Origin of the sequence: Blautia sp. 1001283B150304_161114_C9, from assembly GCF_015668165.1 — a bacterium.
Taxonomy (GTDB): Bacteria; Bacillota; Clostridia; order Lachnospirales; family Lachnospiraceae; genus Blautia_A; species Blautia_A wexlerae.
Genome location: NZ_JADPGO010000001.1, coordinates 85,136 through 106,927, shown reverse-complemented (window position 1 = coordinate 106,927; position 21,792 = coordinate 85,136). Strand labels below are relative to the sequence as shown.

19 protein-coding genes are annotated in these 21,792 nt (G+C 41.9%); 15 read left to right on the top strand and 4 right to left on the bottom strand.

Annotated features, from left to right (window positions below):
• The first annotated feature begins 38 nt into the window (after positions 1–38).
• The 7 genes from mnmA to I4V44_RS00430 all read left to right on the top strand — a co-directional run bounded on the left by mnmA (position 39) and on the right by I4V44_RS00430 (position 6,881).
• Positions 39–1,121, top strand: coding sequence for a tRNA 2-thiouridine(34) synthase MnmA (gene mnmA, locus I4V44_RS00460; RefSeq protein WP_118573815.1), 1,083 nt, complete (start codon positions 39–41; stop codon positions 1,119–1,121).
• A 269-nt stretch (positions 1,122–1,390) separates the two neighbouring features.
• Positions 1,391–2,704 (top strand): O-acetylhomoserine aminocarboxypropyltransferase/cysteine synthase family protein, encoded by a 1,314-nt coding sequence (locus I4V44_RS00455; protein ID WP_022380497.1) that lies wholly within the window; start codon positions 1,391–1,393, stop codon positions 2,702–2,704.
• Positions 2,705–3,081: 377 nt separating this feature from the next.
• Positions 3,082–3,936, top strand: a complete 855-nt coding sequence (locus tag I4V44_RS00450; protein ID WP_008706466.1) for a putative manganese transporter — start codon at positions 3,082–3,084, stop codon at positions 3,934–3,936.
• A 205-nt stretch (positions 3,937–4,141) separates the two neighbouring features.
• Positions 4,142–4,564, top strand: coding sequence for a Fur family transcriptional regulator (locus tag I4V44_RS00445; protein ID WP_008706467.1), 423 nt, complete (start codon positions 4,142–4,144; stop codon positions 4,562–4,564).
• A gap of 147 nt (positions 4,565–4,711) precedes the next feature.
• Entirely contained in the window at positions 4,712–5,716 is a 1,005-nt protein-coding gene (locus I4V44_RS00440) for an InlB B-repeat-containing protein (RefSeq protein WP_118573816.1), read from the top strand.
• A gap of 132 nt (positions 5,717–5,848) precedes the next feature.
• Positions 5,849–6,574 carry an AzlC family ABC transporter permease gene (locus I4V44_RS00435; protein ID WP_025578184.1) on the top strand — a complete coding sequence of 242 codons (726 nt, stop codon included), beginning with the start codon at positions 5,849–5,851 and terminating at the stop codon, positions 6,572–6,574.
• A complete protein-coding gene (locus tag I4V44_RS00430) occupies positions 6,564–6,881 on the top strand; it encodes an AzlD domain-containing protein (protein ID WP_008706474.1) in 318 nt (105 codons plus the stop codon). The genes I4V44_RS00435 and I4V44_RS00430 overlap by 11 nt, the downstream gene beginning before the upstream one ends.
• Positions 6,882–7,008: 127 nt before the next feature.
• On the opposite strand, the gene dapF is transcribed toward I4V44_RS00430, so the two are convergent.
• A complete protein-coding gene (gene dapF / locus I4V44_RS00425) occupies positions 7,009–7,860 on the bottom strand; it encodes a diaminopimelate epimerase (protein ID WP_022380493.1) in 852 nt (283 codons plus the stop codon).
• A 491-nt stretch (positions 7,861–8,351) separates the two neighbouring features.
• Between dapF and I4V44_RS00420 the strand changes: the two genes are divergently transcribed.
• From I4V44_RS00420 to I4V44_RS00405, 4 genes are all read left to right on the top strand, one after another.
• A complete protein-coding gene (locus tag I4V44_RS00420; protein ID WP_055149499.1) occupies positions 8,352–9,140 on the top strand; it encodes a transporter substrate-binding domain-containing protein in 789 nt (262 codons plus the stop codon).
• A 70-nt stretch (positions 9,141–9,210) separates the two neighbouring features.
• Complete coding sequence (locus I4V44_RS00415; protein WP_022380491.1) at positions 9,211–9,918, top strand: amino acid ABC transporter permease; 708 nt, start codon at positions 9,211–9,213, stop codon at positions 9,916–9,918.
• Complete coding sequence (locus I4V44_RS00410; protein ID WP_008706482.1) at positions 9,908–10,648, top strand: amino acid ABC transporter ATP-binding protein; 741 nt, start codon at positions 9,908–9,910, stop codon at positions 10,646–10,648. Before I4V44_RS00415 ends, I4V44_RS00410 begins: the two co-directional genes overlap by 11 nt.
• Before the next feature lies 1 nt (position 10,649).
• Positions 10,650–11,600: a bile acid:sodium symporter family protein gene (locus I4V44_RS00405; RefSeq protein WP_008706484.1), complete on the top strand. Its 951-nt coding sequence runs from the start codon at positions 10,650–10,652 to the stop codon at positions 11,598–11,600.
• 78 nt (positions 11,601–11,678) lie between these two features.
• On the opposite strand, the gene I4V44_RS00400 is transcribed toward I4V44_RS00405, so the two are convergent.
• Together I4V44_RS00400 and asnA are read right to left on the bottom strand one after the other, a co-directional pair.
• Positions 11,679–12,104 (bottom strand): CBS domain-containing protein, encoded by a 426-nt coding sequence (locus tag I4V44_RS00400; RefSeq protein ID WP_022380489.1) that lies wholly within the window; start codon positions 12,102–12,104, stop codon positions 11,679–11,681.
• Positions 12,105–12,212: 108 nt separating this feature from the next.
• A complete protein-coding gene (gene asnA / locus I4V44_RS00395) occupies positions 12,213–13,220 on the bottom strand; it encodes an aspartate--ammonia ligase (protein WP_196002135.1) in 1,008 nt (335 codons plus the stop codon).
• A 218-nt stretch (positions 13,221–13,438) separates the two neighbouring features.
• Here asnA and I4V44_RS00390 point away from each other — a divergent pair, with 218 nt between their 5' ends.
• Both I4V44_RS00390 and nrdD read left to right on the top strand, forming a co-directional pair.
• The gene (locus I4V44_RS00390; RefSeq protein WP_118586507.1) at positions 13,439–14,278 is read left to right on the top strand and encodes a hypothetical protein; all 840 of its coding nucleotides are present in this window, start codon (positions 13,439–13,441) and stop codon (positions 14,276–14,278) included.
• A 120-nt stretch (positions 14,279–14,398) separates the two neighbouring features.
• Positions 14,399–16,534 (top strand): anaerobic ribonucleoside-triphosphate reductase, encoded by a 2,136-nt coding sequence (gene nrdD, locus I4V44_RS00385; RefSeq protein WP_020993622.1) that lies wholly within the window; start codon positions 14,399–14,401, stop codon positions 16,532–16,534.
• A 163-nt stretch (positions 16,535–16,697) separates the two neighbouring features.
• Here the strand turns inward: nrdD and arcC are convergent, their stop codons facing one another.
• The gene (gene arcC / locus I4V44_RS00380) at positions 16,698–17,630 is read right to left on the bottom strand and encodes a carbamate kinase (RefSeq protein WP_008706491.1); all 933 of its coding nucleotides are present in this window, start codon (positions 17,628–17,630) and stop codon (positions 16,698–16,700) included.
• 692 nt (positions 17,631–18,322) lie between these two features.
• Here arcC and I4V44_RS00375 point away from each other — a divergent pair.
• Complete coding sequence (locus I4V44_RS00375) at positions 18,323–20,128, top strand: DUF7507 domain-containing protein (RefSeq protein ID WP_196002134.1); 1,806 nt, start codon at positions 18,323–18,325, stop codon at positions 20,126–20,128.
• 180 nt (positions 20,129–20,308) lie between these two features.
• Positions 20,309–21,766, top strand: coding sequence for a UDP-N-acetylmuramoyl-L-alanyl-D-glutamate--2,6-diaminopimelate ligase (locus I4V44_RS00370; RefSeq protein ID WP_196002133.1), 1,458 nt, complete (start codon positions 20,309–20,311; stop codon positions 21,764–21,766).
• The last annotated feature ends 26 nt before the right edge of the window (positions 21,767–21,792 follow it).

Genomic DNA, 21,792 nt, shown 5'->3' with positions numbered 1-21,792 from the left:
TTCCGTGTAATCGGATCACAGAACAGGATGGAATAAAAATGAGAAAAGCAATTATCGCAATGAGCGGCGGAGTGGACAGCTCTGTGGCAGCTCTGCTTACAAAGGAAACCGGTGATGAATGTATCGGTGCTACCATGAAATTATTTCACAATGAGGACATAGGAGTAAAGAGAGAGAAAACCTGCTGTTCTCTGGATGATGTGGAGGATGCCAGAAATGTCTGCTACAGAATGGGGATCAGGTACTATGTTTTTAACTTTTCCGAGAGGTTTAAAGAGGATGTTATGGACCGCTTTGTGGATGCCTATGAGCATGGAGCCACGCCAAATCCCTGCATTGACTGCAATCGTTATCTGAAATTTGACAAGATGTTTCAGAGAATGCGTGAACTGGAGTATGATTATATTGTAACCGGACATTATGCACGTGTGGAATATGATGAGGAGAAGAACCGTTACTTATTAAAGAAAGCTGTGGATGATACGAAGGATCAGAGTTATGTGCTTTATATGCTGACACAGGAGCAGCTTGCGCATATTTCCCTGCCTCTTGGCGGGCTTCGCAAAACGGAAGTGCGTGAGATCGCAGAGAAACATGGCTTTGTTAATGCCAGAAAGCATGATAGCCAGGATATCTGTTTCGTACCGGACGGTGATTATGCAAAGTTTATTGAACAGTACACAGGACGTAAATCAATCCCGGGCGATTTTGTAGATACAGAAGGAAACATTCTTGGTAAACATAAAGGAATCATCCACTATACACTTGGCCAGAGAAGAGGACTTGGTATTCCGGCAGCAACCAGACTGTATGTGTGTGATATTTCTCCAAAGACCAATCAGGTGGTTCTGGGAAATAATGAGGATCTTTTCCATTCGGAACTGACTGCAACAAAGGTCAATCTGATTTCCTGTGAATCTCTGAAGGAGCCAATGAGACTGAAAGCAAAGATCCGTTACCGTCATCCGGAGCAGGAGGCCGTAGCATGGCAGACGGAAGATGGAGTGCTGCACGTGCGTTTTGATAAACCACAGAGAGCTATCACCAGAGGGCAGGCAGTTGTGTTATATGATGGAGATATCGTTGTAGGCGGCGGCGTGATTGAAAATTGTATTAAATGACAGATTTTCCTTGTCTTTCGCATTTTGTCGGACTGTCTTATCTGCACTGTTTTTTGGAAACGTTATAGTTATTAGCTATTAAACGCTATAGAAAATTTCCTATTGACGTACTAGGAATTAAATGGTAATATACAACCATGCTAAATCATATCAAACAGATATGAAAAGCGTAGAAACAAAAATGACTTGCAGATAAGGGGCTTAAGAGCCGGAATCAGTTTTGCAGAGAAAAAGATTATTATAAATCAGAGAAAGATGAGGATATACACATGAGCAAAAAAATCGAAAGAAAAGACAGACATTTCAAATTTGAAACATTACAGCTTCACGTAGGACAGGAGAGTCCGGATCCGGTTACAGATGCAAGAGCAGTACCAATCTATCAGACATCTTCTTATGTATTCAGAAACTGCGATCATGCAGCTGCACGTTTCGGACTTGCAGATGCAGGTAATATTTACGGACGTCTTACAAACCCGACTGAAGATGTATTCGAGAAAAGAATCGCAGCGCTTGAAGGCGGTTCTGCGGCACTTGCAGTAGCATCCGGTGCAGCAGCAATCACATATACAATTGAGAATCTTGCACAGCAGGGTGACCACATTGTAGCAGCTAAGAATATTTACGGTGGAACAACAAACCTTCTGGAGCATACACTTCCGGCTTATGGAATCACAACAACATTCGTTGATGTATTTGATCTTGAAGAAGTAGAGAACGCAATTCAGGATAACACAAAAGCTGTTTACATCGAGACTCTTGGAAACCCGAACTCTGATGTAGTTGATATTGAAGCTATCGCAAAGATTGCTCATGCACATAAGATTCCGCTTGTAGTGGATAACACATTTGCAACACCTTACCTTGTAAGACCAATCGAATATGGTGCAGATATCGTTGTTCATTCTGCAACTAAATTCATCGGTGGACATGGTACAACAATCGGAGGTGTGATCGTTGAGAGTGGTAAATTTGACTGGGAAGCATCAGGTAAATTCGCATCTCTGACAGAGCCGAACCCAAGCTATCATGGCGTAAGCTTTACAAAGGCATGCGGACCGGCAGCATTTGTTACAAAGATTCGTGCAATTCTTCTTCGTGATACAGGTGCAACCATCTCTCCGGTAAGCTCATTCATTTTCCTTCAGGGACTTGAAACACTGTCACTTCGTGTTGAACGCCATGTAGAGAATGCACTGAAAGTTGTTCAGTACTTAAATAACCATCCGCAGGTAGAGAAAGTTCATCATCCGTCTGTATCCACAGATCCGGTTCAGCAGGAGCTTTATAAGAAATACTTCCCGAATGGCGGCGGTTCCATCTTTACATTTGAGATTAAAGGTGATGCGCAGAAGGCAAAGGACTTCATTGATAATCTGGAACTGTTCTCATTGCTTGCCAATGTAGCTGATGTTAAATCTCTTGTTATCCATCCGGCTACAACAACACACAGCCAGTGCACAGAAGAAGAACTTCTCGATCAGGGTATCAAACCAAATACAATTCGTCTTTCCATTGGTACAGAGAATATTGACGATATCATTCAGGATCTTGATGAAGCATTTAAGGCAGTTGCTGAATAATACAGATATAACATCCTTATATATTGTATAAATAAAACATGAATAAAAAGACCATCTTCCGGATTTTCCCCCATATCTGCAAGATGGTCTTTTTGTTATTGTTTACACACCGCTATCCCGCGAGGTGTTTTGGCATGAATATGCCAAAATCCCGAGACATACAAGCCAAAATTCCATTGCCGCAGGCAATCTGGAATGAATTTTGGCTACGTTACTGTGAACGGAGTGAACAGTAACGTCTTTTTTTGGAATGTTTCAATTGTATGGTTTACAGACTTGACAAATTATAAAAATACTATATAATACAGAAATGCAAATAAGTTGCAAATGTAAATGAGTTGCAAATACAAATAAAGTGCAAATATAAGGAGAACTATATGTCAGAGATTATATTAGATTCAGTAATAGACAGCATCAAGCTGCTACCCTTTCTTTTTCTTACTTATCTGTTTATGGAATGGCTGGAGCATAAGACAGGTGCGGCAGCACGAAAGAGAATCCGTACAGCCGGAAAATTCGGACCGGTATGGGGTGGACTTCTGGGAGTGATCCCACAGTGTGGATTTTCGGCAGCGGCATCCAGCCTTTTTGCCGGACGTGTGATCACAGTGGGAACTTTGATCGCGGTGTATCTGTCTACTTCAGATGAAATGTTTCCGATCATGATCTCCAATGCAGTTCCTGTAGTTACAATTGTGAAAATCCTGACCTGCAAAGCGGTGATCGGAATACTTTCCGGCCTGGTGCTGGAGTATGTTTACACACATATTCTGAAGAAACAGGAACCTGATGTGGATATTCATGAAATCTGTGAAGAAGAACGCTGCCATTGTGAACATGGAGTTATTTCTTCAGCAGCATTTCATACATTAAAAGTTTTTGTGTACATTTTCTTGATTTCTCTTGTTTTAAATATTATCATTGGATTAGTCGGAGAAGAGACACTGGCAGGACTTTTTACAGGAACACCGATTGCAGGTGAACTGATCGCAGCTTTAGTGGGACTGATTCCCAACTGCGCTTCTTCTGTAGTGATTACCCAGTTATATCTGGATCATATTATCGGAGCCGGGGCGATGATGGCGGGACTTCTTGTAAATGCAGGAGTTGGGCTTCTGATTCTGTTTCGTTTGAACAGAGACAGGGTTCAGAATCTGAAAATTGTGGGAGTACTTTATGGACTTGGTGTATTCTGGGGAATTATTATTGAATTTGCAGGAATTGTTTTCTGATTAACCGAGTCTGCTCTGTCAGAAGAAGCTGATTTGTTACTGTTCACACATCACTATCCCGCGAGGTGTTTTGGCATGAATATGCCAAAATCCCGAGACATACAAGCCAAAATTCCATTGCCGCAGGCAATCTGGAATGAATTTTGGCTAAGTTACTGTGAACGGAGTGAACAGTAACGCTGATTTTAGGAGGAATGATAAAATTATGGCAGGAAGCAGTTATGCGACAGCAAGCCGCAGAAAAATACTTGAATATTTGAAAAACAGTAATGACCATACGGTTACAGCTGCTGATGTGGATGAGTATCTGAAGAAACATGACAGTGAGGTAAATATCACAACCATTTACCGCTATCTGGACAAGCTTGCAAAGGATGGAACTGTGATCAAATATGTTGCAGAGAAAGGTTGCCAGGCTGCTTATCAGTATGTAGAACCGGGACGGGGATGTGAACAGCATCTGCACCTGAAGTGTGTAAAATGTGGAAAGATCATTCATCTGGAATGTCATTTTATGGAAGAAATTTCTCATCATATTGAAGAAAGTCATGGATTTACCCTGCAGTGTAAGAATTCTATTTTGTATGGGGTCTGTAAAGAATGTAAAGGCAGTGGCGAAGACTGTTGACTGTTTTTGTCAGATGATGTAAACTGAAATACAACTGTTTGGTCAAATTGACTGCGAAGCAGTATGGTGAAGAGAAAAGACAGCGAAATTGCTGTAAGTACCGGTAAAAATAACAGATAATATATGAAATCATAAAAGAAGGCAATAATGAGAAAACAGAAGAGACAGATGTGTGTAAGAAGAATGTTATTATTTTTTCTGGCGTGTGTATTAATATGTGCAGCACCCCCGTCTGCAGCACAGGCGGCAATAATGCAGACTGCTAAGAATTCAACAGTGCAAAAGAAAAAAACATCCACGAAAACAGTTACAATAGAGACTTCAGGAGGAATCACAAAAAAGAAAGTGAAAAGCGGTGGTTCTGTGATTCTTCCTGTGGAAGTGAATAAGAGGGGATATACATTTCTGGGATGGTCAACAGTTCCCGGACAGACCTGTAATCCAATGTATCAGGCATATCAGAAAATTCAGGTTACGAAAAATATTCATCTTTATCCGGTGAAGTATAAATGGAATCAGGAACCGGATATTTATGCAGGCGGTCTTGCGGACAGTGTGGAGAAATATGATAAGATTATTTTTGTGGGAGATTCCCGCACAGCAATGCTTCGCAGTACTCTGAAGCAGCAATGCAGTTCTGACAGTTTAAAGAAAGTTGGATTTGTATGCAAGACAGGAGAAGGGCTTGACTGGATGAAAAAATACGGAGAAAAGGAACTGCTGAATGAAATAAGCGGGATGGATGACAATGCAAAGCCGGTGGCAGTTATTTTCAATCTGGGAGTAAATGACCTGATCCACAAAAACAGGAAGTCCATCAGTTATGATTCTGTTGCGTCAGACTATGCTTCTTATATGAATGGATTATCCAGAAAGCTGACTGCCAGGAACTGTGAATTATTTTATATGTCTGTGAATCCATGTAATACGGCAATGAAATCCACGCGGAAGGAGTCTGAGATCCGCGGATTTAATAACAGACTCAGACAGAGACTGAACGGGAATTTTACATGGATCAACAGTTATTCTTATCTGATGAGATGTGGTTATACGACTCGCTGTGAATTTCGCGGTTATACAGATGATGGTGTTCATTATTCTATGAGGACTTATAAGAGAATTTATGCATATGCAATAAAACATATCAGATAATCCTGACTGAAACCCGGAGACAGAATACTGTTCTCCGGGTTATCTGTGTGTATCAGTAAATACGAAAGTTGTAGCTGTGAAAGAGTTAAACAGTTGTCAAAGGATCACAAAAGGTGACAGGAGGAGAGAAACATGAGAAGTGAAAGCTTCAGAAAAGGAGTTAAGGATGGTATTCCCATAGGACTGGGATATTTTGCTGTATCGTTTACATTTGGCATGATGGCAGTTGCTGATGGACTGAGTATCTGGCAGGCTGTGCTGATTTCATTGACAAACGTGACTTCAGCAGGGCAGTTTGCAGGACTTGAGATCATGGTAATGAGCGGTTCTTACTGGGAGATGGCACTGACACAGCTGATCATTAATCTGAGATATTGTCTGATGTCATTTTCCCTTGCTCAGAAATTCAGAAGAGATGAATCTTTGGTTCACCGCTATATTGCAGCATTTGGTGTGACGGATGAGATTTTCGGGATCAGTGCCAGTCAGCCCGGAAAGGTAAGCGCATTTTATAATTATGGTGCCATGTGTGTGGCAATCCCGGGATGGGTACTTGGAACCCTGGCAGGAGCAATTTCCGGAAATCTTCTTCCGGATTTTATGATGAGTGCACTCAGCGTGGCTATTTACGGTATGTTCCTTGCAATTATTATTCCTCCGGCAAAGCAGAATAAGGCAGTACTGGCAGTTGTCGTGGCAGCAATGCTGATCAGCACTTTGTTTAAAGTGATTCCGTTTCTGTCGGAGGTTTCGTCAGGTTTTGTGATCATTATTACTACACTGATCGTGGCAGGGGCTGCCGCATACTTCTGTCCGATAGAGGATGAGAAAGAGGAGGAGGGTGTTCATGAGTCATAATATTTATATTTACATTCTGGTAATGGCAGCAGTTACATATCTGATCCGTATGCTCCCGCTTGCTCTTTCCAGAAAAGAGATCACAAGTCCGTTTATCAGATCATTTCTGTACTATGTTCCCTACGCATGTCTGGCAGCCATGACATTTCCGGCGATCCTTTTTGCCACAGACAGTGTGATCTCGGCTGCTGTGGGATTTATTGTGGCACTGATCGCGGCATATAAGGAGAAAAGTCTTCTTACAGTTGCGTTATTCGCATGTGCTGCGGTATTTATTGTGGAAAGAATACTGGAATTTGCAGTGTAAAAGTTGATAAAAAACGGATACATAACCACAGCTGAATGGTGTGTATCCGTTTTTTGTTGCGTAATATTGTGACCGGCAGCTGAAGCAGATAAGCTGTCTGTTATTTGTTACAGTTTCAGACAGGTTTTTATTTCAGAAAGCTTACATCAATTTCACCGTCAAATACTGTGGCAGCCGGGCCTGTCATGTAAACAAGATTCTCCTGTCTGTTCCAGAAAATCTGCAGGTCACCGCCGAGAAGTTTTACAGTGACAGGACTGTCACCGTCTACATGTCCGTTCAGAACAGAAGCGACTGCTACCGCACATGCACCTGTGCCACAGGCAAGAGTTTCGCCTGAACCGCGTTCCCATACACGCATTTTTACAGTATGTTCATCGATCACTTCTACAAATTCAGTGTTTACACGATCCGGAAATGCAACATGATTCTCGAAAGCCGGGCCGATCTTTTCAATATCCAGATGGTCAATATCATCCATATAAACAATAGCGTGGGGATTTCCCATGGAAACAGCGGTTATGTAATAGATTTTTCCGTTTACATCCAGAGGTTCATTGATAACTTCCTCCTTCTCTGACACTACCGGAATCTGTCTGGCGGTCAGGATCGGAGAACCCATATTTACCTTAACCTGGGATACCTTTCCGTTTTCTACAGTAAGATCCAGATATTTGATGCCGCTTTTTGTAGCAACAGAAATATGTTCTTTGTCTACGATGCCGTAGTCATAGGCATATTTGGCAACACAGCGGATACCGTTTCCGCACATGGCACCCTGGGAACCGTCAAGATTATACATATCCATCTCGCAGTCTGCGATTTTGGATGGCTTGATCAGGATCAGTCCGTCGGAACCGATACCAAAGTGACGGTCACTGACATATCTGGCTACTGCGGAAGGATTTTCCACAGTTTCCTCAAAACAGTTTACATATACGTAATCATTTCCAATACCATGCATTTTTGTAAATTTCATCAGAAAAGCCTCCTTATTTGGTTAAATATTTATACACCTCTTGTTGTTTATGAAATTTGTTATGTTATAGGAAATTACTCTGTAATGTTCCTATAACATAACAAAGCCTTTCGGGCAGGATCGCACTGCGGTGGAATGGAATTATGTCGCTGAAGCGACACGCCGCAGGCGGAGAATCCTGCAAGCAGGATTCTTTCTTGTATCATATAGAAAAAATGTTATGAAAAAGTGAAAATTACGAATCTTTTACCGGGAAAGTTTTTCTGTGACCTTCATGTAAAAAAACATTTTGCCCTTCCCGGAACAGTTATGTATTATACATTATATGGAAAATATATCTGTTATTCAAGTTTTACCTTGCATTTTATAGAAAGTATGTTAAAATTAAAAACAAAAATATACAACCGAAACGCATAATTATACGCTGTTGTCTGAAGAAGGTAAAAAGATGGCAGCCGTAGATATACTTTCGGATGCGAGGAGGAAAAAAGATGAAAGATCAAAAGAGATTTGCAGCTCTTGCACTCAGTGCAGTAATGGTATTTTCCATGGCAGGAAGCGTATCCGCAGCTCAGAAAGTTGAATCCAAAGATGATCTTGCAGGAGCAACAATCGGTGTTCAGCTTGGTACAACAGGTGACCTTGATGCATCTGATTATGAGAAAGATGGTTCTACAGTAGAACGTTACAGCAAGGGAAGTGAAGCTGTTCAGGCATTAAAGGCAGGACAAATCGACTGTGTGATCATCGATTCACAGCCGGCTCAGAAATTTGCTGAGAATAATGATGATCTCAAGATTCTGGATGAGCCATTCGAGGAAGAAGAATATGCAATCTGCTTAAAGAAAGGCAATGATGAACTTCTTGACAAGATTAACGGAGCTCTCAAGGAACTGAAAGAGGATGGAACTATCGACAGCATCATGGACAATTACATTGGTGAGGATGCCGGTAAGACTCCATATGAATCACCGGAAGATGTTGACCGTTCCAATGGAACTCTGGTAATGGCTACTAACGCTGAGTTCGAACCATATGAATATCATGAAGGTGATGATATCGTTGGCATCGATGCTGATATCGCTCAGGCAATCTGTGATAAGCTTGGATATGAACTGAAAATTGAAGATATGGAATTCGATTCCATCCTTCCGGCAGTACAGTCCGGCAAAGCAGACTTCGGTGCAGCTGGTATGACTGTAACAGAAGACCGTAAATCAAGCGTTGACTTTACAGATACCTATGCAGATGCAAGCCAGGTAATTATTGTAAAGAAATAAGTATTAAAATAACAAATAACAGAGCTGTTGACGATTTGCCAACAGCTCTCTTTTCGGAACAGAGGTTTTTATGAATAATCCTATGATATTAGCGAATGTAAAAGAAGATTTTTATCTGAACTTTATTAAAGATGACCGCTATCTCTGGCTTCTGGATGGTCTGAAAACAACTCTTATTATCACAGTATTTGCGGTAATTGTAGGTCTGATCATCGGTTTCCTTGTAGCAATCATCCGTTCTGCGCACGATAAGTCAGGCTCCTTTAAGATCCTCAATGCGATCTGCAGAGTTTATCTGACTGTAATTCGTGGAACACCAACCATGATCCAGCTGTTGATCATGAATTTTGTAATTTTTGGTGCTGTAAGCATTAACAAGATCATTGTAGGCGGACTTGCCTTTGGTATCAACTCAGGTGCCTATGTAGCTGAGATTGTCCGTTCCGGTATCATGTCCATTGACCAGGGACAGACAGAGGCAGGACGAAGCCTTGGTCTGAATTTCAGCCAGACCATGCGACTGATCATTATCCCGCAGGCATTTAAGAATGTACTTCCTGCGCTGGTAAATGAATTTATCGTGCTGATTAAAGAGACATCCATCATCGGTTATATCGGTATGATGGACCTGACAAAAGGAGCTATGCTGATCCAGAGCCGTACATACAATGCGTTCTGGCCTCTGATGGCAGCAGCAGCGATTTACCTTGTGATCGTTGGAATCCTTACATGGGGGATGAATAAACTGGAAAGGAGATTAAGAACCAGTGAGCGATAAGAATGTACTGATCCAGGTAAAGGATCTGAAGAAAGCTTTTGGTACAAATCAGGTTCTCGATGGAATAACAACAGATATCTGTCAGGGAGAAGTAGTAGCCGTCATTGGTCCTTCCGGTTCCGGTAAATCTACTTTCCTGAGATCCCTGAATCTTCTGGAGGTTCCGACAGGCGGACAGATCCTCTTTGAAGGAACTGATATTACAGATCCGAAGGTTGACATTAACAGACACCGTCAGAAGATTGGAATGGTATTCCAGCAGTTTAATCTTTTTCCGCATAAAACGGTAAAACAGAATATTATGCTGGCACCTGTAGAACTGAAGCTGATGACAAAGGATGAAGCTTCAAAGAAGGCGGATGAGCTTCTGGCACGTGTAGGTCTTCCGGACAAAGCCAATGCATATCCGGATATGCTTTCGGGCGGGCAGAAACAGCGTATTGCCATTGCACGTTCTCTTGCCATGAATCCGGATGTGATGCTTTTTGATGAGCCAACTTCCGCACTTGACCCTGAGATGGTAGGTGAGGTTCTGGAATTGATGAAAGAACTTGCGCAGTCAGGTATGACCATGGTTGTAGTTACTCATGAGATGGGATTTGCAAGAGAAGTGGCAACAAGAGTTCTTTTTATTGATGACGGTAAGATACAGGAAGAGAATACTCCGAAAGAATTTTTCGCAAATCCGAAGAATCCTAGACTGAAAGACTTTCTTTCAAAGGTTTTATAAGATGCTGAGAAAATTTAACAGTTTTATAGAAAAATGGATGGCCCTGGTGACACCGACCTGTCTGTTACTGGGGGTGTGCTTTCCTGATATTGCCAAATGCGGTCTGCCTTATGTGCCGGCCGTATTTGCATTTATGACATTTGCCGGGGCGTTGAAGTCAAGATTTAAAGATGTGGCAAATGTATTCCGGCATCCGGGATCACTGCTTATTATCATGCTTCTGGTCCATGTGGTAATCCCGACAGCAGCCTGCGGGGCAGGCCATCTTTTCTTTGGAAATAACATGGAGCTGATCACCGGAATGGTACTGGAGTTTGCAGTTCCCACTGCAGTGGTAAGTCTGATGTGGGTGACGATTTATGATGGAAACAGTCCTCTGTCGTTGTCTCTGGTAGTGCTGGATACGGTACTGGCACCTTTTCTGATTCCGGCTACGCTGAAGATCCTGCTGGGCTCTGCGGTGACCATAGATTCTGCCAGGATGATGCGGGAACTGATATTTATGGTTGCGCTTCCTGCTGTTGTTGCGATGGTATTAAATCAGATCACAGATGGAAAAGTAATGGAAACATGGCCGGGAAAGCTGGCGCCTTTTTCAAAGCTGGCACTGATATTTGTGGTAACGTCCAATTCTTCCAAAGTAGCACCATATATCCGGGATATGAATATGCAGAGGGTGAAGGTTGCACTGGCAATCCTTGTCCTGGCTGCTTCCGGATATGCACTCGGCTGGTTTGTGGCGTATATCTTCCGAAAGGATCGCAGTACGGCGGTTTCCATGATGTATGGAACCGGGATGCGCAATATCAGCGCAGGAGCGGTGATCGCAGCTGCATATTTTCCGGGTGAAGTTATGTTTCCGGTAATGATCGGAACTCTGTTTCAGCAGGTGTTGGCAGCATTGTTCGGAAAGCTTCTGGCACAGAAAAAGGAAAAACAGGAATTTTGTTGAGGTCTGCTGAGGCGTTATAAAGAATATAAAAAGAACTGCCGCATTAGCAATTGAAAAATTGCAATGCGGCAGCTCTTTTTATGAATCTGAAGCTTTTATATATTTCTTCAGTTCTTTGTAGCAGTATTTGATGATCTCTTTACGGGTGATGATGCCGATAAAGTATCCCTGATCATCTACAACCGGAACATAATTCTGGTTGATTGCCTTGTCCAGCAGATCCTCCATGTCAGAATCTGCGTGAACTGCCTTATATGTTGCTCTTCGCGGGATTGCCATAATGGAAATGCTCTCTGCTTCTTTCAGTCCGGGAACATTTAAGGTTTTCATTCCCCAGAGAAGATCACCCTCGGAAATACTTCCTTTATATTTCCCGTCCAGACTCAGAAGCGGAATGCAGGAAAATTTTCTGTGTTCCATTTTCTCAAGAGTCTGACGAAGAGTCTCATTTTCAAATATATATGCTACATCACTTTTAGGTGTTAAAAAAAATAAAATATTCACTTTTGTATTCGCCCCGTTACATTTGTCTGATAAGGCACTCAGATATACATTGTGTATTTACACATCTGTGTGTCTGTGATCTCTGAGTATTCCAGGTTTACGGCTTTTTTACAGAAGCTGTACTCCTTTTGCTGCTGCTTCTTTCATTACTTCTTCCGGCCACAGGGAAGCATGTACTTCACCGATGTGTGCTTTTCTGAGGAAGAACATACAGATACGGGACTGGCCGATGCCGCCGCCGATAGTATATGGAAGTTCTTTGTTAAAGATTGCTTTCTGGAAAGGAAGTTCGCGTCTGTCATCACATCCTGCGATGGTAAGCTGTCTGTCAAGCGCATCCTCGTCAACGCGGATACCCATGGAAGAAAGCTCCAGAGCAATGTCGAGAACAGGATAATAAACAAGGATATCGCCGTTTAATTCCCAGTCATCGTAGTCCGGTGCACGTCCGTCATGACGTTCTCCGTTGGTTAAGGTTTTGCCGACCTGCATAAGGAATACGGCACCTTTTTCCTTGACAATCTTGTATTCACGTTCCTTTGGAGTGAGATCAGGATACATGTCGACCAGTTCCTGAGTGCTGACAAATGCGATCTCTCTCGGAAGGATTTCTTCGATGTAATCGTACTGAACAGCCATGTATTTTTCGGTCTTGCGGAGAACGCTGTAGATAGCACGTACTGTGGAAACAAGTGTGTCCATGTTGCGTTCTTCCTTGCTGATGATCTTTTCCCAGTCCCACTGATCTACGTATACGGAGTGGATATTGTCCAGATCTTCGTCTCTTCTGATCGCGATCATGTCTGTGTAAAGTCCTTCACCATGAGCAAAGCCATATTTCTGTAATGCATATCTCTTCCATTTGGCAAGAGAGTGTACGATCTCAGCATTCTCCGGCTGGCCTTTGATATCAAAGCTTACCGGACGTTCTACGCCGTTTAAGTTATCGTTCAGACCGGATGACGGGTTTACGAAAACAGGAGCAGAAACACGAAGCAGGTTCAGTTTCTGTGATAATGTCTGCTGAAAGAAATCTTTCACAGTTTTAATGGCAATCTGGGTATCATGGAGATTTAAAGCTGACTGATACCCGTCAGGAATTTTAATCTGTTCCATTATTGGATTCCTCCTACAATTTTGAAATCCTTTCAAATGTATTTTTAAGAGGATTTCTATAGTCTTTTACTCAGCTATTATAACAGGAAAGTAGGCGTTTGACAATTTCAGCTTTGCAAGATCAGGGTAAAATGTTAAAATAATTTTATGAGAATCAATGAAAATAAATAAATTTATAGCAATTTATGGAATTGCTATAGCTGACAGGGGGAAGATACATGGGAAAAAAATGTCAGGTTTGTGGCGGTCCGGTTGTAAACGGCAGATGCAAATATTGTGGAATGCCGTATAGAAATGATATGGAACTGTATCACCTGAACGAAGACAGGTCAGAGCATTATCGGCATTCTTCGGCGAAAGTGAGAAAAGCAATGGCAGAGAGCGAGATTCCTCTGCCGGACAGAAACAAAACAACAAAAACGCCGGAAAAAAAAGCGTCAGTGAAAACAACACAGAAAACAATACAGAAAACAACACAGAAACCGAAGAAAAAAGAAGCCAGGGCATCAAAAAAATTCTGGAGACTTATATTGGTTCTGATTGCAGCAGCAGGACTGCTTGCGGAACAGTGGGATACAATTGAATACAGGATTGAGGAATTTATTTATGATACGTTTGATATCAGCTTAGATTTTGACTGCCTTTTTGGTGACAGCACTGCGGATGAAACAGGTGAGAATGACGGGGATGATACTGTTGGTACAGCAGTCTCTGCTCAGAAGTTTGAAGCAAATGATCCGTATGGTTATATTTTTGATGGAGAAGATTATGTTATCGGAGAGGCTTACACTATAACAGAGGCAGCTGATGAGAATTCAGAAGATATAGAGTATGAATTCACGATAGAACCTGGAATATACATACTGGAATCCGGCTGGGGAGGTTCTCTTACCATGAAGATTAGAAGATCTTCAGGAAAAGATGAAACTGTAAAATTTGACAAATCGGAGCATAAAGAAAAAGTGGAATTGCATACAGGAGATGAGGTATCGGCAGTGGCTTCGGATGGTCAAGAAAATTTTCTGATAATGTATCAAATTCGGCAATATGACGAATAATTTTTTGCCCCTTTCTTTTTGACAGATACTGTGCTATACTTGTTAAACGTACCACATATAGAATAAATTGTGGTAAACGAAAGAAAATAATACTATATATTGTATATGGGAGCAAAAGGTATGATATATGTTATAAAGAAAGATGGTACGAGAGAAGAGTTTAATTCACAGAAGATCGTAGCAGCAGTAAATAAGTCGGCAGCCAGAATTTTATACACATTTTCGGATAAAGAGAAGGAATTTATCTGCCAGTTTGCGGAAGAACATGCAGAGGCACTGGGAAAGAATGAGATAGAGATCCAGGAGATGCACAACATCGTAGAGGGAGCACTTGAGAGAGTGAACCCGGCAGTGGCTAAGAGCTACCGCGATTACAGAAATTACAAACTCGACTTTATCCATATGATGGATGATGTATATACCAAGAGTCAGGCAATCCGTTATATTGGCGATAAGAGTAATGCCAATACAGACAGTGCGCTTGTAGCTACAAAGCGAAGCCTGATCTTTAATGAACTGAACAAAGAACTTTATCGCAAATTTTTTATGAACCGTAATGAACTTCAGGCATGTAAAGACGGTTATATTTATATTCATGACCAGTCTGCACGTCTGGATACCATGAACTGTTGTCTCTTTGATGTGGCATCTGTACTCAGCGGCGGATTTGAGATGGGAAATGTATGGTATAATGAGCCTAAGACGCTGGATACTGCGTTTGATGTTATGGGTGATATTATCTTGAGCACTGCTGCACAGCAGTATGGCGGATTCACAGTACCGGAAGTAGATAAGATCCTTGCACCTTATGCACAGAAGAGTTATGACAAATACATCCAGGAATTTATGAAATACTCTGACGAGAGCTGGACAGGACGTGAAGAACGTGCGATTGAGTATGCGCTTGACAAAGTCCGCAGAGATTTTGACCAGGGATGGCAGGGGATTGAGTATAAGCTGAATACAGTCGGATCTTCCAGAGGGGATTATCCATTTGTAACTGTAACTCTTGGACTTGGAATAAAGCAGTTCGAGAAGATGGCAAGTATTTCTCTTCTTGAAGTGCATAAAGGCGGACAGGGTAAGGCAGGACGCAAGAAACCGGTACTCTTCCCGAAAATCGTATTCCTTTATGATGAAAATATCCATGGAAAAGGCAAGATCAGTGAGGATGTATTTGAGGCAGGGGTTGACTGTTCTGCCAAGACTATGTATCCGGACTGGCTGTCCATGTCAGGAAAAGGATATATTTCCAGTATGTACAAGCAGTATGGAAAGGTTATAAGTCCTATGGGATGTCGTGCGTTCTTAAGCCCCTGGTACGAGAGAGGCGGTATGTATCCGGCAGATGATAAGGATGTTCCTGTGTTTGTGGGAAGATTTAACATCGGTGCGGTAAGCCTTCATCTTCCAATGATCCTTGCCAAAGCCAGAGCAGAGAGCAGGGATTTCTACGAAGTGCTGGATTTCTATCTTGAGATGATCCGTAATCTGCATATCCGTACCTATGATTATCTGGGACAGATGCGTGCGTCAACCAACCCGCTGGCATATTGTGAGGGAGGATTTTACGGTGGACATCTGAAACCGAATGAAAAGATTGGCAAGATTCTGAAACCAATGACAGCATCCTTCGGAATCACTGCATTAAATGAACTCCAGGAACTTTACAATGGCAAATCCATTGCTGAAGACGGGCAGTTTGCACTGGATGTGCTGAAATATATCAACAGGAAAGTAAATGAATTTAAAGAGAAAGATGGTTATCTTTATGCAATTTATGGAACACCGGCAGAGAGTTTATGTGGACTGCAGGTGGAACAGTTCCGTAAGATGTATGGCATTGTGAAAGGGGTTTCTGATCGTCCTTATGTAAGCAACAGTTTCCACTGTCATGTGACTGAAGATGTAACTCCGATTGAAAAACAGGATCTGGAGGGACGTTTCTGGGAGTTGTGCAACGGCGGTAAGATTCAGTATGTACGTTATCCGATTGATTATAATCGTGAAGCAATACGTACTCTGATCCGCAGAGCCATGTCTTTGGGATATTATGAGGGAGTAAATCTTTCCCTTGCTTACTGTGATGACTGCGGACATGAGGAACTTGAAATGGACGTGTGTCCGGTCTGCGGTTCCAAGAATCTGACAAAGATTGACCGTATGAACGGATATCTTTCCTACAGCCGTGTGCATGGTGATACTCGTCTGAACGAAGCGAAGATGGCAGAGATTGCGGAACGTAAATCTATGTAATATCAGGTCAGGGGTAAACTTTTGAATCTGACATCATAATATGATAATTAAAAGACATATACCGGCAAGATGATATGTATTGCTCTGGTATATGTCTTTTTGTATTGTCAGATAAAATATAGCAATCCTCTTAAATGTATTATTTACGAGGATTGCTATAGAATCATTTAATGATAGTTCCGGTTTTTTCGAAATATCCATCCTTTGCATGCGCAATATCTGTGATGATCGTTCTTCTGTTATCTCCCTTTTCGATAAAAGAGATTCCGGCTTCGAATTTAGGAAGCATGGAGCCTGGGGCAAACTGATTGTCAGCCATATATTTCTTAGCATCATCTACAGAAATTGTATTAAGATATTCTTCATTGTCCTGACCGAGGTTCAGACTTACTTTCTCAACACTGGTAAGGATCAGAAGAGTATCTGCATTTAATTCCTGTGCAAGAAGTCCGCTGGAAAGGTCTTTCTCAATGATCGCACTTGCACCATGAAGATCGATTCCCTGTTCCATAACCGGGATTCCGCCGCCACCTGCTGCGATTACTACCTGGCCCGCATCTACAAGTGTGCGGATTGTTTCAAGCTCTACGATTTTCTGCGGTTTCGGAGCTGCCAGGATTCTTTTATAAGTGCCGTCAGCCAGTTTAGTGACAAAGTTTCCCTTGCTTTCTTCAGTTTCAGCCTCTTCTTCTGTAAGGACACGTCCGATGATCTTCTCAGGTTCAGCGAAAGCATCATCATATGGATCAATGACAACCTGTGTAAGGATAGTAGCTACCGGTTTATAAATACCGCGGGAAATAAGTTCTGCGCGGATTGCGGTCTGGAGGTCATATCCGATATAGCCCTGACTCATTGCCGAACATACGGACATAGGTGCAAATGTATAGTCAGGATGTGTTTTGCCAAATTCATTCATGGCTGTGTGGATCATTCCAACCTGGGGACCGTTACTGTGGGAAATGACTACACGATTTCCGGCTTCTACAAGATCTGCGACAGCTTTGGCTGCTTTTTTTGTAGCGATTTTCTGCTCCGGTAAGGTGGTTCCTAATGCTCTGTGGCCCAGTGCAACTACTGTAATTTTTTCGCTCATGGGAATTACCTCGATTCTTTCATGTTCTGTAAATATGATATCTGCGGGGTGATCTTATATATAAAGATTTTTGAAATTTTTTATCACTGATATCATAAATATTCAATCATATTGATATTCTACATTATAAAAGACTGCCAGTAGAATTGCAATAGAAAATAATCCAAAAAAAACCTCGCGGGATATTACCAGTGAACAGTAACAAAAAACAAACAGCTCTCACATTTTTGTGAGAGCTGTTTTGTTTTTTTTGAGGGGGGAGATAGAGAGTGGTTTTTCATCTATCCAAGACCTATTATATGGGAAAATTATGTTCAAAGTATGTCGAATTTCTGAAACAATCGGTAAATTTATAAAAGAATTATAAACAAATACGAAAAATAAAAAGTGGTATCTTGTTTTTATAGCATAGACATGCTAAAGTAGATTCATCGGCAACAGCCGTTATCAGTATTCTTATTTTCACGCACCGGTCCGGTGCAAAAATTTCCAATTATTTATTGATAGTCCGGGAGATGGTTTTGAATCCTGAGCAGAAACTCTGAAAATCTTATTTATTGTGCAAAACAGAGAGGAGAGATGCGTATGTCTGTGGACATGAACTTATAATCTCGAAAGATACTGTACCGATATCATTCTGACAGTGGAAGTACCTCAGATGACATAGAATAAAAATTCAGGAGAATGAGAGAATGAAAAGAAGAATATGGAATCAGTTAAAAAAAGCAGTCATGATAACGGCTGCTGTCGGGATTTTGGGAGCAGGAGCAGTATCAGCAGCAGAATTTGAAGCTGCAGAGTTATATATTCCTGCTGTGGGTTTAAAGCAGAGTGCACAGTGGATCGATGAAGAGAAATTTCAGGCAGAACTGACACTGGAAGTGAGCGGTCTGAAAGAACTGTACAAAAGTCAACAGGAAAATACTGCTTCGGAGAACGGACAGTTGCCGATGGAAAATAGTACATGGGATGGCGAAGTGAGAGAAGCAGAAGAAAATACGACAGATGAAGTGGATTCCGAAAATACAGAGTGTGAATCAGAGAGTGCAGTAATAGATATAGAAGATATAGAAAGCGAAGAATACCGGAAGGCAGAAGAAAACGCAGAAGGATTTGACACAGAAACCGGACAGACACAACAGAGTGAGCAGGAGAACCAAAATGAGATCAGGGAAGATAAAACCAGATATTTTCTGACTGTATATATTTCAGAATATTTTCAGGTAAATGCAGAAGCGTTAAAGAATGATCTGCAGGCTGAATCCGTACAGATACAAAATAAGAAAGGTGAGACAACCCAGATTACAAAGCTGACCTGTGAAGCTGCACTTTCAGATGCGGAAACAGATATCTTTACCATGAAAGTGCCGGTGTCTCTGCGTGAAGAATATCGTATTTCTTCTGTAAAAACAGATTATCCTCTGTGCCAGGATGCACCGCTTTGCAAAGATTGGGAGGGGACAGGTGCGTATTTCTGGATGAAATCAGGGGATGAAACCCGGACTGTTGCAGAAACTCCTTCAGCTCTGCTTTCCGTACAGGAGGCAAAAACAGGGATCACAGCCCGGTTACAGCAGGAGACGAAAGAGGTACGTGCAGGGCAGAACCTTACTTATATATTGTCTGTAGAGAATACAGGAGAATTACCTCTGGAAAATATAGAGATATCCAGTGTTTTTTCTCAGGATAATATAAAAGCCGAATGGAAACAGGAAGAGGGATTTACTGCAAATGGTATGCAGGGAATTATTTCAGGTCTTAAGGCAGGAGAAATCAGAAATCTTCAGATGACAGTACAGCTTACAGAAGAGCAGGCAGGAGAGCTTATTCATACAGTAACTGTAAAAGCGAAATATCCGGGAAAGGAAGAAAGTATTGGATGTCAGAAATCAGTTGAAACAGAAGTCATTGCATTAAAGGCTACTTTTGAGGTGGAGAAAACTGCGGACAGAACACAGGCATATCCGGGAGATACGATCACATATCAGATCTGCATCAGGAATACGGGTGAGCGGACACTTCATTCGGTTCTCAGTACAGAAAGATTCCAAAATGCCGGTATTCAGGCAAACTTTGTCAGGAAAGAGGGCGTAACATTAAACAGCACAGGCACACAGGCTCTGATTCCGCAGATCGCACCGGGAGAGGCTATTGCACTTTACGCCACAGTGACTGTTCCACAATATATGGCAAGTCAGGAATTGATCAATGAGGTAATCGTTACATCTGATGAGACTGGTACACAGGCAATGACATCTAAGGCAAACGTAGAATTAAAGGAAACTGATAATATTGTTACAGTTACGCCGCAACCGGCATCTCTGGCTTCCCAGAGTTATGGATATGACTCAAAGTCCGGAAGTGCTTATACTACTGCTTCCAAACCACGTACAGGAGATGAGACAGAAACGGCTTTGTATATTGTACTGGGGATTTTTGCAATCATGTCCGGAGTCAGCGCATTCTGTTACAGGAAGACAAAAAAACAGCAGAAGTAGAGAAACAACGTTGAAACGACAGGGGAGGTGTGCTATTCTTATATAGAATATACGCTTTAGTAAAACACCTCTGCCTGACTTTAAAGAAATTGCGTTACTGTGAACGGAGTGAACAGTAACGAAATTGCCGCAAAGGCTGTATAAAATTCAGGCAGGCAGGAAATGATATGGAGGATTAAAATGAAATTAATATCCTTACTGGAAAAGCTGGAATATACATGTCTTCAGGGCAGTACAGACCAGGAAGTAAAAAATGTGATTTATGATTCCCGGAAAGTAGAAGAGGGCTCTCTTTTTATCTGTATCCGCGGTGCAGTGGTGGATGGCCATAAATTTGTGCCGGATGTAGTTGCAAAAGGAGCAAAGGTTCTGATTGTGGAAGAAGCTGTGGAAGCACCGGAAGATGTGACAGTCATTCTTGTGAAAGATACACGATATGCGATGGCGTTTATTTCTGCCGCATATTTCGGATATCCCGCAGAGAAACTGAAAACAATCGGTATCACAGGAACAAAAGGAAAAACAACCACTACGTATATGGTAAAATCTATTCTGGAAAATGCCGGATATAAAGTGGGACTGATCGGAACCATTGAAGCAATCATCGGTGACAAAGTGATCCCTGCAAAGAACACAACACCGGAGTCCTATGTGATTCAGGAATATTTCCATGAGATGGTAGAAGCCGGCTGTGACTGTGTGGTTATGGAAGTTTCCTCCCAGGGACTGATGCTTCACCGAACTCAGGGATTTGTTTTCGATTTTGGTATTTTTACAAACATTGAGCCAGATCATATCGGACCAAATGAACATAAGGATTTTGATGATTATCTCAGATGCAAGTCCTTACTTCTGAAACAGTGCAGGGTAGGAATTGTAAACAGAGATGATGAACATTTCGAGAAGATTATTGAAGGTCATACATGTAGCCTGGAAACTTATGGATTTTCACCGGAAGCAGACCTTCGTGCGGAAGATGCAAAGCTGGTCGGGGGTAAAGGATATCTGGGTATTTCCTACCATCTGAAAGGACTTCTGGATTTTCATGTGGAGATAGATATTCCCGGTAAATTCAGCATCTACAATTCACTGACAGCAATCGCGATCTGCCGTCATTTTAAGGTTTCGGAAGAGAACATTCTCAAAGCCTTAAAAGTAGCTAAGGTAAAAGGCCGTATCGAAATGGTAAAAGTATCCGATGATTTTACTCTGATGATCGATTATGCACATAATGCCATGGCTCTGGAGAGCCTTCTGACCACTCTGAAAGAATATCATCCCCACAGACTGGTATGTCTGTTTGGATGCGGAGGAAACAGATCAAAGCTTCGCCGCTATGAGATGGGAGAGGTTTCTGGAAAGCTTGCAGACCTTACCATCATTACCTCTGATAATCCACGTGATGAAGAACCACAGGCAATCATCGATGATATTAAGATCGGTATGGCAAAAACTGATGGAAAATATGTAGAGATTCCTGACAGAAAAGAAGCCATCGCCTATGCGATCCATCATGGAGAACCGGGGGATATTATAGTTCTGGCAGGTAAGGGACATGAGGATTATCAGGAAATAAAAGGAAAGAAATATCCTATGGACGAACGCGTCCTGATCGCAGATATTCTTGCAGGTAAATAGGTAGCGGATCAAACAGGAATAAGTTC